A 12,948-nucleotide genomic window follows, 5' to 3' on the forward strand; every position below is an offset into this window, starting at 1 on the left:
GTAAGGAAATGGAAGTAGCCGCTAAGTTGTCGGGCGCTCGAATCTCCGCCCAGAAAGCCCGCTTGGTCGCCGACCAGATCCGCGGGAAGAAGGTGGGCGAAGCGCTCAACCTGTTGGCTTTCAGCAGTAAGAAAGCCGCCGAGATCATGAAGAAAGTGCTGGAGTCGGCCGTAGCCAACGCCGAGCATAACGAAGGCGCAGACGTTGATGACCTGAAGGTCAGCACCGTTTTCGTCAACGAAGGGCGTTCGCTGAAGCGCATCATGCCACGTGCCAAAGGCCGTGCTGATCGCATCGTCAAGCGGTCTTGCCATATCACTGTCAAGGTTGCTGACAAGTAACGGAGTCGAAGAGATGGGTCAGAAAGTACATCCCATTGGCATTCGCCTGGGAATCGTCAAGGAGCACACCTCCGTCTGGTACGCAGACGGTCGGACTTATGCGGACTACTTGTTCGCAGATCTGAAAGTGCGTGAGTATCTCCAAGACAAACTAAAAAGCGCGTCCGTAAGCCGTATCGATATCCATCGTCCGGCCCAAACTGCACGCATCACCATCCACACCGCTCGTCCAGGTATCGTTATCGGGAAGAAAGGTGAAGATGTTGAGAAACTGCGTCAGGACCTGACCAAGCAAATGGGTGTGCCTGTGCACATCAATATCGAAGAGATCCGCAAGCCGGAGCTCGACGGTATGCTGGTTGCGCAGAGCGTAGCTCAGCAGCTGGAGCGTCGTGTAATGTTCCGTCGCGCTATGAAGCGCGCTGTACAGAACGCCATGCGCATTGGTGCCAAAGGCATCAAAATCCAAGTGAGCGGTCGTCTCGGCGGTGCTGAAATCGCACGTACTGAATGGTATCGCGAAGGTCGTGTGCCACTGCACACCCTGCGTGCCGACATCGACTATGCCAACTACGAAGCTCACACCACTTACGGTGTGATCGGTGTAAAGGTTTGGATCTTCAAAGGCGAAGTTATTGGTGGTCGCCAAGAAGAACTGAAACCACAAGCACCAGCGCCTCGTAAAAAAGCTGCTAAGTAAGGGGTACGCCAAATGTTGCAACCAAAGCGTACGAAGTTCCGCAAGCAGATGACCGGCCACAACCGTGGTCTGGCACTGCGCGGTAGCAAAGTCAGCTTCGGCGAGTTCGCGCTGAAGTCTGTTGCTCGTGGTCGTCTCACCGCTCGTCAGATCGAGTCAGCGCGTCGTGCTCTGACCCGTCACGTAAAACGTGGCGGCAAGATCTGGATCCGTGTATTCCCGGACAAGCCGATCTCCAAGAAACCTCTCGAGGTTCGTATGGGTAAAGGTAAGGGTAACGTGGAGTACTGGGTTGCCCAGATTCAGCCAGGCAAAGTCCTGTATGAAATCGAGGGTGTTTCTGAAGAGCTGGCGCGTGAGGCTTTCGCCCTGGCTGCTGCAAAGCTGCCGCTCGCCACCTCCTTTGTTAAACGGACGGTGATGTGATGAAAGCGAATGAACTTCGTGAAAAATCCGCACAGCAGCTGAACGAGCAACTGCTCGGCTTGCTGCGCGACCAGTTCAATCTGCGCATGCAGAAAGCAACTGGCCAGTTGGGGCAGTCTCATCTGCTCTCGCAAGTTAAGCGTGACATCGCTCGCGTGAAGACTGTGCTCAACCAGCAGGCAGGTAAGTGATCATGGCTGAAGCCGAAAAAACTGTCCGTACGCTGACTGGCCGTGTTGTCAGCGACAAGATGGACAAAACCATCACCGTTCTGATCGAGCGTCGCGTAAAGCACCCGATCTACGGTAAATACGTTAAGCGTTCGACTAAGCTGCACGCGCACGACGAAACCAATCAGTGCCACATCGGCGACAAAGTCACTATTCGTGAAACTCGTCCGATGGCCAAGACCAAGTCTTGGGCGCTGGTTGATGTTCTCGAACGCGCTGTGGAAGTCTAAGGGCTAGGGGTCGGAGAAATTATATGATTCAGACTCAATCCATGCTCGATGTGGCCGATAACAGCGGCGCTCGCCGTGTTATGTGCATCAAGGTGCTGGGTGGCTCCCATCGTCGTTACGCTGGTATCGGTGACATCATCAAAGTTACCGTGAAGGAAGCAATTCCTCGCGGTAAGGTGAAAAAAGGCCAAGTGATGACTGCTGTTGTAGTCCGCACTCGTCACGGCGTACGTCGTGCTGATGGCTCCATTATCCGCTTTGATGGCAACGCTGCTGTTCTTCTGAACAACAAGCAAGAGCCGATCGGCACCCGTATCTTTGGGCCAGTGACCCGTGAACTTCGTACTGAGAAGTTCATGAAGATCGTCTCGCTCGCCCCAGAAGTGCTGTAAGGAGATCCGACATGCAAAAGATTCGTCGTGACGACGAGATCATCGTGATCGCCGGCAAAGACAAAGGTAAGCGCGGTAAGGTGCTGAAGGTTCTTGCTGACAACCGTCTGGTTGTTGGTGGTCTGAACCTGGTCAAGCGTCATACCAAGCCTAACCCGATGTCGGGCGTACAGGGCGGTATCGTCGAGAAAGAAGCGCCACTGCACGCTTCCAACGTCGCCATCTTCAACGGCGAAACCAACAAGGCTGACCGCGTTGGTTTCAAAGTAGAAGACGGTAAGAAAATTCGTGTCTTCAAGTCGACCCAAAAAGCGGTTGATGCTTGAACACTGCTAGGTAGAAGACCATGGCACGACTAAAAGAGATTTACCGGAAGGAAATCGCTCCGAAACTTAAGGAAGAACTTAAGCTTTCGAACGTGATGGAAGTTCCGCGCGTTACCAAAATCACCCTGAACATGGGTCTGGGCGAAGCGATCGGCGACAAAAAAGTCATCGAGCACGCTGTTGCTGACCTGGAAAAGATCACCGGCCAGAAAGTCGTTGTGACCTACGCTCGTAAATCCATCGCTGGCTTCAAAGTCCGCGAAGGATGGCCGATCGGCGTCAAAGTGACCCTGCGCCGTGAGCGTATGTACGAGTTCCTGGATCGTCTGCTGTCGATCTCCCTGCCTCGGGTTCGCGACTTCCGCGGCCTGAATGCCAAGTCCTTCGATGGTCGTGGCAACTACAGCATGGGCGTGAAAGAGCAGATCATCTTCCCGGAAATCGACTACGACAAGATCGATGCTCTCCGCGGTCTGGACATTACCCTGACCACCACTGCCAAGAACGATGATGAAGGCCGCGCTCTGCTGCGTGCTTTCAAATTCCCGTTCCGCAACTGATTGGAGTAGGAAAATGGCCAAGAAGAGCATGAAGAACCGTGAGCTGAAGCGTCAGCTCACCGTTGCCAAGTACGCCACCAAGCGTGCAGCGCTGAAAGCTATCATCGTTGATCTGAACGCAAGTCCAGAAGCGCGTTGGGAAGCTACCGTAGCTCTGCAGAAGCAACCACGTGACGCAAGCGCTTCGCGCATGCGTAACCGTTGCCGCCTGACTGGTCGTCCGCACGGCGTGTACCGCAAGTTCGGCCTCGGCCGTAACATGCTGCGTCAAGCTGCAATGCGTGGTGACGTGCCAGGTCTGGTTAAAGCCAGCTGGTAATAGTTGTCAAAGTCTCGGTGTTCGGGTTCGCAAGAACCTGACCATCGGTGGCCTTGAATCTGAATCAAGCCCCTTTTGGGGCTTGATTCATTTCTGGGGTGTGTCTAGAATGACCGGCTCGCCTGAGCCCGTGTTTTTCTGCCCGGAAGTTCTCGGCGACAAGTAGTAGCCGCAAGGCTAATTTTTTTGTATTAGGAGCGTCTAGCCCATGAGTATGCAGGACCCGTTAGCGGACATGCTAACTCGAATCCGTAATGCCCAGATGGCTGAAAAGTCTGTCGTAAGCATGCCGTCTTCCACGTTGAAGGCAGCTGTAGCAAAAGTCCTGAAGGACGAAGGTTACATCGCGGATTTTCAGATCACCACCGACGCCAAGCCGTCGCTGTCCATCTCGCTGAAGTACTTCGAAGGCCGTCCGGTTATCGAAGAAGTGAAGCGCGTTAGTCGTCCAGGCCTGCGTCAGTACAAGTCCGTTGAAGATCTGCCGAAAGTTCGTGGCGGTCTTGGCGTGTCTATCGTCTCCACCAACAAAGGTGTGATGACGGATCGTGCTGCGCGCGCTGCCGGTGTCGGCGGCGAAGTTCTTTGCACTGTGTTCTAAGGGGGGATAAGCATGTCTCGCGTCGCTAAGAACCCCGTTAAGCTGCCAGCCGGTGTCGAAGTCAAATTCGCAGGCCAACAGCTTTCGGTGAAGGGTGCCAAGGGTACTCTTGAACTGAACATCCATTCGTCCGTTGAGATCGTTGAAGAAGCTGGTGAGCTGCGTTTCGCTGCTCGCAATGGCGATCAACAAACTCGCGCAATGGCCGGTACCACGCGTGCGTTGGTAAACAACATGGTCCAGGGCGTAAGCCAAGGCTTCGAGCGCAAGCTCCAGCTGGTCGGTGTTGGTTACAAAGCGCAAGCAAAAGGTCAGGTTCTGAACCTGGCTCTTGGCTTCTCGCACCCAGTGGATTACGAACTGCCGGAAGGCATCACCGCTGAGACTCCTAGCCAGACCGATATCCTGATCAAGGGCATCGACAAGCAGCTGGTAGGTCAAGTGGCCGCCGAGATCCGCGACTTCCGTCCACCAGAGCCATACAAAGGCAAAGGTGTGCGCTACGCGGACGAAGTCGTCCGTCGTAAAGAAGCCAAGAAGAAGTAGGGCATAGCAAATGACCGACAAAAAAGTTACTCGACTGCGTCGCGCTCGCAAAGCACGCCTGAAAATGCACGAACTCGAAGTCGTGCGTCTCTGCGTGTTCCGCTCGTCGCAGCACATCTACGCCCAGGTCATCTCGGCCGACGGCAACAAAGTCCTGGCAAGTGCCTCGACTTTGGATAAAGAACTGCGTGATGGTGCCACTGGCAACATCGACGCGGCCACAAAGGTTGGCCAGCTGGTCGCTACGCGTGCTAAGGCCGCTGGCGTATCGCAAGTGGCTTTCGACCGCTCTGGCTTCAAGTACCACGGCCGCGTTAAAGCGCTGGCTGATGCTGCTCGTGAAGCTGGGCTGGAGTTCTAAGTTATGTCAAATAACGACCAAAAGCGCGACGAAGGCTACATCGAGAAGCTGGTTCAAGTTAACCGCGTAGCCAAAACCGTTAAAGGCGGCCGTATCTTCACTTTCACCGCGTTGACCGTGGTTGGTGATGGTAAAGGGCGTGTTGGCTTCGGCCGTGGCAAGTCGCGTGAAGTGCCTGCTGCGATCCAGAAGGCAATGGAAGCTGCTCGCCGCAACATGATTCAAGTTGACCTGAACGGCACCACTCTGCAGTACGCAATGAAGTCCGCTCACGGCGCTTCGAAGGTGTACATGCAGCCTGCTTCTGAAGGTACCGGTATCATCGCTGGCGGCGCTATGCGTGCTGTCCTCGAAGTTGCTGGCGTTCAGAACGTTCTGGCCAAGTGCTACGGCTCGACTAACCCGGTAAACGTGGTTCACGCCACTTTCAAGGGTCTGAAGGCTATGCAGTCTCCTGAGTCCATCGCTGCCAAGCGTGGCCTGCGTGTTGAGGAGATCAAGTAATCATGGCTACCGTTAAAGTTACGCTGATCAAAAGCATGACCGGCCGCATCCCTAACCACAAACTGTGCGTTAAGGGTCTGGGTCTGCGTCGCATCGGTCACACTGTAGAAGTCCAGGATACTCCCGAGAATCGCGGGATGATCAACAAGGCTTACTACATGCTGCGTGTCGAGGGTTAATCGATGAAACTCAATGATCTGAGTCCAGCGCCGGGTTCCCGTCGCGAAAAGCATCGTCCGGGCCGTGGTATCGGTAGTGGTTTGGGCAAGACTGGTGGCCGTGGTCACAAAGGTCAGACCTCCCGCTCCGGTGGCACCATCGCTCCAGGCTTTGAAGGCGGTCAACAGCCGCTGCATCGTCGCCTGCCTAAGTTCGGTTTCGTTTCCCTGAAAGCCATGGATCGCGCAGAAGTGCGTTTGTCCGAGCTGGCCAAAGTGGAAGGCGACATCGTTACTGTGCAGTCCCTGAAAGATGCCAACGTGATCAACGTCAACGTACAGCGTGTGAAAATCATGCTGTCCGGTGAAGTGGCTCGCGCTGTCACTATCGGCAAGGGAATCGGCGCCACCAAAGGTGCGCGTGCGGCTATCGAAGCAGCTGGCGGCAAGTTCGAGGAATAAATGGCTAAGCAAGGTGCTCTCTCTGCGCTCGGCAAAGGCGGTATGTCTGAACTCTGGGCTCGTCTGCGTTTTCTGTTCCTGGCGATTATCGTCTACCGAATAGGCGCACACATCCCGGTTCCAGGTATCAACCCGGACCGACTCGCAGACCTGTTTCGACAGAATGAGGGGACCATTCTTAGCTTGTTCAACATGTTCTCCGGCGGCGCGCTGGAACGGATGAGCATCTTTGCACTGGGGATCATGCCGTACATTTCGGCATCGATCATCATGCAACTGATGACCGCCGTCAGCCCGCAGCTGGAGCAGTTGAAGAAGGAAGGTGAAGCTGGCCGTCGCAAGATTAGCCAGTACACCCGCTACCTCACCGTCGCTCTCGCTCTGGTCCAGGCTATTGGCATGTCCATTGGTCTGGCGGGGCAGGGCGTCGCGTTCACTGGTGACTTTGGCTTCCATTTCGTCGCGGTAACCACATTTGTGGCTGGTGCGATGTTCATGATGTGGCTGGGTGAGCAGATTACTGAGCGTGGTGTTGGCAACGGTATCTCGATGTTGATTTTTTCGGGTATCGTCGCCGGTCTTCCGAGAGCAATCGGGCAGTCTTTCGAGTCTGCGCGTCAGGGTGATATCAACATCTTCGCCCTGGTTGCCATCGGTTTGCTGGCAGTAGCGATTATCGGTTTCGTGGTTTTCATTGAGCGTGGCCAGCGTCGTATCGCTGTTCACTACGCCAAGCGTCAGCAGGGCCGCAAGGTTTTTGCTGCGCAGACAAGCCACTTGCCGCTGAAGGTGAACATGGCCGGTGTTATTCCGGCTATTTTCGCGAGCAGCATCTTGCTGTTTCCGGCTTCGTTGGGTGCCTGGTTCGGTCAGTCTGAAGGTATGGGCTGGTTGCAGGACATCTCGCAGTCGATCGCTCCTGGTCAGCCGTTGAATATTCTGCTGTTTAGTGCAGGGATTATTTTCTTCTGCTTCTTCTATACGGCGTTGATGTTCAATCCGAAAGACGTAGCGGAAAACCTGAAGAAGTCCGGTGCCTTTATTCCGGGCATTCGTCCAGGTGAGCAGTCTGCGCGCTATATTGATGGCGTTCTGACCCGCTTGACCCTGTTCGGTGCTCTTTACATGACGGCCGTGTGCCTGTTGCCCCAATTCCTGGTGGTTGCAGCAAACGTTCCGTTCTACCTTGGCGGGACCTCGTTGCTGATCGTGGTCGTGGTTGTGATGGACTTCATGTCCCAAGTACAATCGCACCTCGTTTCGCACCAGTACGAATCCCTGATGAAGAAAGCCAACCTGAAGGGTTACGGCAGCGGCATGTTGCGCTGAGTACCCATAAGGTTCGAGGAGTTGGTGATGAAAGTTCGTGCATCGGTGAAAAAGCTGTGCCGTAACTGCAAGATTATTCGCCGCGAAGGTGTTGTTCGAGTAATTTGCAGCGCGGAACCGCGTCACAAACAGCGCCAAGGCTGAGTGTGATTGTGCTTCAAGCCCGGTAGCTAGTGCGCTACCGGGTTGATTATTTGTTATTACAGCGATATTATCTCGCGCCCTATTTCTTGGCTTCCGGGGCGTAGGTAGCTGTCAATTGGAGTCCCACTGAATGGCCCGTATTGCAGGCGTTAACATTCCAGATAACAAGCATACTGTTATCTCGCTGACCTACATCTATGGTGTTGGTCGCACTACTGCGCAGAAGATCTGTGCAGTGACTGGGGTAAACCCAGCAGCAAAGATCAAAGATCTGAGCGACGAGCAAATTGAACAGCTGCGTGGCGAAGTGGCGAAGTTCACCACTGAAGGTGACCTGCGTCGCGAAATCAACATGAAAATCAAGCGCTTGATGGACCTCGGTTGCTATCGCGGTCTGCGTCATCGTCGTGGTCTGCCAGTACGCGGTCAGCGTACCAAGACCAACGCGCGTACCCGTAAAGGTCCGCGTAAGCCGATCCGCAAGTAATCGCCCCAGCGAATCGACAGGAATTTAATCATGGCAAAACCTGCTGCTCGTCCTCGTAAAAAAGTTAAAAAGACAGTGGTTGATGGCATCGCCCACATCCATGCATCTTTTAACAACACCATCGTGACCATCACCGACCGTCAAGGTAACGCTCTTTCCTGGGCTACCTCCGGTGGTTCGGGTTTCCGCGGTTCCCGCAAGTCCACCCCGTTCGCTGCTCAAGTAGCTGCTGAGCGTGCTGGTCAAGCTGCGCTGGAATACGGCCTGAAAAACCTCGACGTAAACGTCAAGGGTCCAGGTCCAGGTCGTGAATCCGCAGTCCGCGCTTTGAACGGCTGTGGCTACAAGATCGCCAGCATCACCGACGTGACGCCAATCCCGCACAACGGGTGCCGTCCGCCGAAGAAGCGCCGCGTGTAATCCAGGAGATTGTAAAGAATGGCTCGTTACATTGGTCCAAAATGCAAACTCGCTCGTCGCGAAGGCACCGATCTCTTCCTGAAGAGCGGCGTGCGCGCGATCGAATCGAAGTGCAACATTGAAGCAGCACCTGGTATCCACGGCCAACGCCGCGGTCGCCAGTCCGACTACGGCACCCAACTGCGTGAAAAGCAGAAGGTCCGTCGTATCTACGGCGTTCTCGAGCGTCAGTTCAGCGGCTACTACAAAGAAGCTGCTGGCAAGAAAGGTGCAACCGGTGAAAACCTGCTGCAACTGCTCGAATGCCGTCTGGACAACGTTGTATACCGTATGGGCTTTGGTTCGACTCGTGCCGAATCCCGCCAGCTGGTATCGCACAAGTCGATCAGCGTAAACGGTCAGACCGTAAACGTTCCGTCGTATCAGGTTCGTGCTGGTGACGTGGTTGCAGTTCGCGAGAAAGCAAAAAACCAGCTTCGCATTGTCCAAGCTCTCGATCTGTGTGCCCAACGTGGCCGCGTAGAATGGGTAGAAGTAGACACTGAGAAGAAGTCGGGCGTTTTCAAGAACGTTCCTGCTCGCAGTGATCTGTCCGCCGACATCAACGAAAGCCTGATTGTCGAGCTCTACTCCAAGTAAGGGCTAGAAAATAGGTGCATCCATGCAGATTTCGGTAAATGAGTTCCTGACACCCCGCCACATTGATGTGCAGGTTGTCAGTCCAACCCGCGCCAAGATCACTCTCGAGCCTCTCGAGCGTGGTTTTGGCCACACCCTGGGCAACGCGCTGCGCCGCATCCTGTTGTCCTCAATGCCCGGCTGCGCAGTAGTCGAGGCCGAGATTGACGGTGTGCTCCACGAGTACAGCGCCATCGAAGGTGTACAGGAAGACGTAATTGAAATCCTGTTGAACCTTAAAGGTCTGGCCATCAAGCTGCACGGTCGTGACGAAGTTACGCTGACCTTGTCGAAGAAGGGTTCGGGGGTGGTTACCGCTGCCGATATTCAGCTGGATCATGATGTCGAGATCGTTAATCCCGATCACGTAATCGCTAACCTGGCGTCTAACGGCGCCCTGAACATGAAGCTCACCGTAGCTCGTGGTCGTGGTTATGAACCAGCCGACTCGCGTCAGAGCGATGAAGACGAAAGCCGCAGCATCGGTCGCTTGCAGCTTGACTCTTCGTTCAGCCCGGTTCGCCGTATCGCTTACGTGGTGGAAAACGCCCGTGTCGAACAGCGTACCAACCTGGACAAGCTGGTTATTGATCTGGAAACCAACGGTACCCTGGATCCTGAAGAGGCTATCCGTCGCGCTGCAACCATCCTGCAACAGCAGCTGGCTGCGTTCGTCGACCTCAAAGGTGAAAGTGAGCCGCTGGTTGTCGAGCAGGAAGACGAGATCGATCCGATCCTGCTTCGCCCGGTTGACGATCTGGAACTGACTGTACGTTCGGCTAACTGCCTTAAGGCGGAAAACATCTACTACATCGGCGACCTGATTCAGCGTACCGAAGTAGAGCTGTTGAAGACTCCGAACCTGGGCAAGAAATCCTTGACTGAAATCAAGGACGTTCTGGCCTCCCGCGGTCTGTCCCTCGGCATGCGCCTCGACAACTGGCCGCCTGCAAGTCTTAAGAAGGACGACAAGGCGACTGCCTGATCGTCGTAATCACCGAACGTAGTGTTTGGTAAGGAATGAACCATGCGTCATCGTAAAAGTGGTCGTCACCTGAGCCGCACCAGCTCGCACCGCAAGGCCATGTTCCAAAACATGGCGGTGTCGCTGTTCGAGCACGAGCTGATCAAAACTACTCTGCCAAAAGCCAAAGAACTGCGCCGCGTTGCCGAGCCGCTGATCACTCTGGCCAAGACAGACAGCCTGGCTAACCGCCGTCTGGCTTTCGACCGTACTCGTTCGAAAGCTATCGTTGGTAAGCTCTTCAACGACCTGGGCAAGCGTTACGCTACCCGTGAGGGTGGCTACCTGCGCATCCTCAAGTGCGGTTTCCGCGCTGGCGACAACGCGCCTATGGCGTACGTCGAGTTGGTTGATCGTGCTACTGCTGGCGAAGCTGTATCCGCCGAGTAAGACGTCAGTCTGAAACAAAGAACCGGGCCTAGTGCCCGGTTTTTTGTGCCTGTAAGAAATGCGTCGTCCGTACAAGTTTCTGACATGGTTGAACTGCCACTATGTGCCGGGAAAACATAATTAGTAATTATCTATCGATGCCTGCAAGTTAATGAATTTGTAGCTGTAACGTCGATGATCAATACTTCCCGCCAAGCCCATTAGCCGGCAGTTCAAGACTGACAGAGGAAGAAGACCGCATGAGCCAGACCAAGACGCTTACAACCGCCAGTGGCGCGCCAGTCGCTGACAACCAGAATTCCCGTTCCGCCGGCCCACGCGGTCCGCTGCTTCTCGACGATTTCCATCTGATCGAAAAACTTGCGCACTTCAACCGTGAAAACATTCCAGAACGCCGTGTCCACGCTAAGGGCTCGGGCGCTTACGGTACGTTCACCGTCACCCGTGACATCACCGAATACACCAGTGCAAAGTTGTTCGAATCGGTAGGCAAACAAACGCCAACCTTTCTGCGCTTTTCCACCGTAGGTGGCGAGCGTGGTTCGGCCGACACTGAGCGCGATCCGCGCGGCTTCGCCTTGAAGTTCTACACCGAGGAAGGCAATTGGGACATCGTCGGCAACAACACGCCAGTGTTCTTCATCCGCGATCCGCTGAAATTTCCTGACTTTATCCACACGCAAAAGCGTCTGCCGCAAAGCAACCTGAAAAGCGCGCAGATGATGTGGGATTTCTGGTCGCATTCGCCTGAAGCGCTGCACCAGGTCACCATCCTGTTTTCTGATCGTGGCATCCCTGACGGCTACCGTCACATGCACGGCTTCGGTAGCCACACCTACAGCCTGATCAACGGCAAAGGTGAGCGTCACTGGGTGAAGTGGCACTACAAGACCCAGCAGGGCATCAAGAACCTGGCGCCAGCCGAGGCCGCCCGTTTGGCCGGTACCGACCCGGACTATGCGCAGCGTGACCTGTTCGAGGCCATCGAGCGCGGTGAATTCCCGAAATGGCGCGTGTGCATTCAGATCATGACCGAAGCGCAAGCGGCGGCTCATTACGAGAATCCGTTCGACGTGACCAAGACCTGGTCGCAGAAAGAGTTTCCATTGATCGAAGTCGGTGAGCTGGAGCTGAACCGCAACCCGCTGAACTACTTCGCTGAAGTTGAACAGGCTGCGTTTGGCCCGAGCAACATGGTGCCAGGCGTCGGTCTGTCGCCAGACCGCATGCTGCAAGGTCGCGTATTCGCCTACGCTGACGCACACCGCTATCGCGTAGGTACCAATCACCAGCAATTGCCGGTGAACGCTCCGCGCAGTCCGGTGAATACTTATCAGCGTGACGGCTCCATGGCGTTCGGCAGCAATGGCGGCGCGGCGCCGAACTATGAACCGAACAGCTACGTTGAGTCGCCGAAACAAGCGCCACATTACGCTGAGCCAGCGCTGGCCTTGAGCGGTGCTGCTGATCGTTATGATCACCGCGAAGACACCGACTACTACAGCCATGCCGGTGCCTTGTTCCGCTTGATGAGCGACGAGCAGAAAGCATTGCTGGTCAGCAACATTGCCGGCGCAATGGCGGGTGTTTCCAGCGACGTCGTGGATCGTCAGTTGCAGCATTTTTACAAAGCCGATCCGGCGTATGGAGAAGCAATCGCAAAGCTGCTCAACTGACAGCTTAACGTAGTCTAAACGAGAAGCAGAACCGCCCTCATTTGGGCGGTTTTTGCGTTATTTGGCCCGCTTTTCTCAGAATATCTTCGCTTTTATTGCGTGAAGCGAGTGACCTTCCGGTCAGGTTGGTTCAAACTACAGACTTTCAGGAAGGGAGATGTAGGGCGATGCAAGGCCACCCAGATGTAATCGATTACCTCAATACGTTGCTGACCGGCGAGCTGGCCGCGCGTGACCAATATTTCGTTCATTCGCGGATGTATGAGGACTGGGGGTTCACCAAGCTCTACGAGCGCATCAACCACGAGATGGAAGAAGAAGCCGGCCACGCCGATGCGTTGATGCGGCGGATTCTGATGCTCGAAGGCACGCCGCGCATGCGTCCGGATGATCTGGATGTCGGCACCACGGTGCCTACGATGCTCGAAGCTGATCTGCGCCTCGAATACAAAGTCCGCGCTGCGCTGTGCAAAGGCATCGAACTTTGCGAGCAACACAAGGACTATGTCAGCCGCGAAATTCTGCGGGTTCAGCTCAACGACACCGAAGAAGATCACACCTACTGGCTGGAAAAGCAGCTGGGCCTGATCAAGCTGATCGGTCTCGAGAACTACCTGCAATCCCACGCGTCCTGATTGCACGGC

Annotated in this window: 24 protein-coding genes; all 24 read left to right on the forward strand. The window is 55.0% G+C overall.

The window, feature by feature from the left end:
* Window positions 1–8: 8 nt before the first annotated feature.
* The 24 genes from rplV (at window position 9) to bfr (ending at window position 12,939) form a co-directional block, all read left to right on the forward strand.
* The gene (gene rplV, locus V8J63_RS25630; RefSeq protein WP_003103908.1) at window positions 9–341 is read left to right on the forward strand and encodes a 50S ribosomal protein L22; all 333 of its coding nucleotides are present in this window, start codon (window positions 9–11) and stop codon (window positions 339–341) included.
* A gap of 13 nt (window positions 342–354) precedes the next feature.
* Window positions 355–1,041, forward strand: coding sequence for a 30S ribosomal protein S3 (rpsC, locus tag V8J63_RS25635; protein WP_003176422.1), 687 nt, complete (start codon window positions 355–357; stop codon window positions 1,039–1,041).
* 12 nt (window positions 1,042–1,053) lie between these two features.
* Entirely contained in the window at window positions 1,054–1,467 is a 414-nt protein-coding gene (gene rplP / locus V8J63_RS25640) for a 50S ribosomal protein L16 (RefSeq protein ID WP_003228729.1), read from the forward strand.
* Window positions 1,467–1,658 (forward strand): 50S ribosomal protein L29, encoded by a 192-nt coding sequence (rpmC, locus tag V8J63_RS25645; RefSeq protein ID WP_002555481.1) that lies wholly within the window; start codon window positions 1,467–1,469, stop codon window positions 1,656–1,658. The genes rplP and rpmC overlap by 1 nt, the downstream gene beginning before the upstream one ends.
* Window positions 1,659–1,660: 2 nt before the next feature.
* Window positions 1,661–1,927, forward strand: a complete 267-nt coding sequence (rpsQ, locus tag V8J63_RS25650) for a 30S ribosomal protein S17 (protein ID WP_003194644.1) — start codon at window positions 1,661–1,663, stop codon at window positions 1,925–1,927.
* Window positions 1,928–1,950: 23 nt separating this feature from the next.
* Window positions 1,951–2,319 carry a 50S ribosomal protein L14 gene (rplN, locus tag V8J63_RS25655; RefSeq protein WP_002555479.1) on the forward strand — a complete coding sequence of 123 codons (369 nt, stop codon included), beginning with the start codon at window positions 1,951–1,953 and terminating at the stop codon, window positions 2,317–2,319.
* An 11-nt stretch (window positions 2,320–2,330) separates the two neighbouring features.
* Window positions 2,331–2,645: a 50S ribosomal protein L24 gene (gene rplX / locus V8J63_RS25660; protein WP_003186046.1), complete on the forward strand. Its 315-nt coding sequence runs from the start codon at window positions 2,331–2,333 to the stop codon at window positions 2,643–2,645.
* Window positions 2,646–2,665: 20 nt separating this feature from the next.
* The gene (gene rplE / locus V8J63_RS25665) at window positions 2,666–3,205 is read left to right on the forward strand and encodes a 50S ribosomal protein L5 (RefSeq protein ID WP_003210069.1); all 540 of its coding nucleotides are present in this window, start codon (window positions 2,666–2,668) and stop codon (window positions 3,203–3,205) included.
* A 13-nt stretch (window positions 3,206–3,218) separates the two neighbouring features.
* Window positions 3,219–3,524 carry a 30S ribosomal protein S14 gene (gene rpsN, locus V8J63_RS25670; protein ID WP_003186042.1) on the forward strand — a complete coding sequence of 102 codons (306 nt, stop codon included), beginning with the start codon at window positions 3,219–3,221 and terminating at the stop codon, window positions 3,522–3,524.
* Window positions 3,525–3,732: 208 nt separating this feature from the next.
* A complete protein-coding gene (rpsH, locus tag V8J63_RS25675) occupies window positions 3,733–4,125 on the forward strand; it encodes a 30S ribosomal protein S8 (protein ID WP_016772944.1) in 393 nt (130 codons plus the stop codon).
* 12 nt (window positions 4,126–4,137) lie between these two features.
* Complete coding sequence (rplF, locus tag V8J63_RS25680) at window positions 4,138–4,671, forward strand: 50S ribosomal protein L6 (protein ID WP_003228722.1); 534 nt, start codon at window positions 4,138–4,140, stop codon at window positions 4,669–4,671.
* A 10-nt stretch (window positions 4,672–4,681) separates the two neighbouring features.
* The gene (gene rplR / locus V8J63_RS25685) at window positions 4,682–5,032 is read left to right on the forward strand and encodes a 50S ribosomal protein L18 (protein ID WP_003186037.1); all 351 of its coding nucleotides are present in this window, start codon (window positions 4,682–4,684) and stop codon (window positions 5,030–5,032) included.
* Window positions 5,033–5,035: 3 nt separating this feature from the next.
* The gene (rpsE, locus tag V8J63_RS25690) at window positions 5,036–5,536 is read left to right on the forward strand and encodes a 30S ribosomal protein S5 (RefSeq protein WP_007955637.1); all 501 of its coding nucleotides are present in this window, start codon (window positions 5,036–5,038) and stop codon (window positions 5,534–5,536) included.
* 2 nt (window positions 5,537–5,538) lie between these two features.
* Window positions 5,539–5,715 carry a 50S ribosomal protein L30 gene (rpmD, locus tag V8J63_RS25695; protein ID WP_003176408.1) on the forward strand — a complete coding sequence of 59 codons (177 nt, stop codon included), beginning with the start codon at window positions 5,539–5,541 and terminating at the stop codon, window positions 5,713–5,715.
* Window positions 5,716–5,718: 3 nt separating this feature from the next.
* Window positions 5,719–6,156: a 50S ribosomal protein L15 gene (gene rplO / locus V8J63_RS25700; protein ID WP_011336169.1), complete on the forward strand. Its 438-nt coding sequence runs from the start codon at window positions 5,719–5,721 to the stop codon at window positions 6,154–6,156.
* Window positions 6,157–7,485, forward strand: a complete 1,329-nt coding sequence (gene secY / locus V8J63_RS25705) for a preprotein translocase subunit SecY (protein WP_016772945.1) — start codon at window positions 6,157–6,159, stop codon at window positions 7,483–7,485. It abuts the gene before it with no gap.
* Window positions 7,486–7,512: 27 nt separating this feature from the next.
* Window positions 7,513–7,629, forward strand: coding sequence for a 50S ribosomal protein L36 (gene rpmJ, locus V8J63_RS25710; RefSeq protein ID WP_002555468.1), 117 nt, complete (start codon window positions 7,513–7,515; stop codon window positions 7,627–7,629).
* Window positions 7,630–7,759: 130 nt separating this feature from the next.
* The gene (gene rpsM, locus V8J63_RS25715; protein WP_003186020.1) at window positions 7,760–8,116 is read left to right on the forward strand and encodes a 30S ribosomal protein S13; all 357 of its coding nucleotides are present in this window, start codon (window positions 7,760–7,762) and stop codon (window positions 8,114–8,116) included.
* A gap of 30 nt (window positions 8,117–8,146) precedes the next feature.
* Window positions 8,147–8,536, forward strand: coding sequence for a 30S ribosomal protein S11 (rpsK, locus tag V8J63_RS25720; RefSeq protein WP_002555466.1), 390 nt, complete (start codon window positions 8,147–8,149; stop codon window positions 8,534–8,536).
* A gap of 18 nt (window positions 8,537–8,554) precedes the next feature.
* The gene (gene rpsD, locus V8J63_RS25725) at window positions 8,555–9,175 is read left to right on the forward strand and encodes a 30S ribosomal protein S4 (protein ID WP_003176404.1); all 621 of its coding nucleotides are present in this window, start codon (window positions 8,555–8,557) and stop codon (window positions 9,173–9,175) included.
* Between the two features lie 22 nt (window positions 9,176–9,197).
* The gene (locus tag V8J63_RS25730) at window positions 9,198–10,199 is read left to right on the forward strand and encodes a DNA-directed RNA polymerase subunit alpha (protein ID WP_016772946.1); all 1,002 of its coding nucleotides are present in this window, start codon (window positions 9,198–9,200) and stop codon (window positions 10,197–10,199) included.
* A gap of 42 nt (window positions 10,200–10,241) precedes the next feature.
* Window positions 10,242–10,628: a 50S ribosomal protein L17 gene (rplQ, locus tag V8J63_RS25735; protein ID WP_003176402.1), complete on the forward strand. Its 387-nt coding sequence runs from the start codon at window positions 10,242–10,244 to the stop codon at window positions 10,626–10,628.
* A 239-nt stretch (window positions 10,629–10,867) separates the two neighbouring features.
* Entirely contained in the window at window positions 10,868–12,304 is a 1,437-nt protein-coding gene (locus V8J63_RS25740) for a catalase (protein ID WP_125925893.1), read from the forward strand.
* A gap of 167 nt (window positions 12,305–12,471) precedes the next feature.
* A complete protein-coding gene (gene bfr, locus V8J63_RS25745; protein WP_016772947.1) occupies window positions 12,472–12,939 on the forward strand; it encodes a bacterioferritin in 468 nt (155 codons plus the stop codon).
* Window positions 12,940–12,948 lie beyond the last annotated feature (9 nt).

The organism is Pseudomonas sp. CCNWLW23, from assembly GCF_037095675.1.
Classification (GTDB): Bacteria; Pseudomonadota; Gammaproteobacteria; order Pseudomonadales; family Pseudomonadaceae; genus Aquipseudomonas; species Aquipseudomonas atacamensis.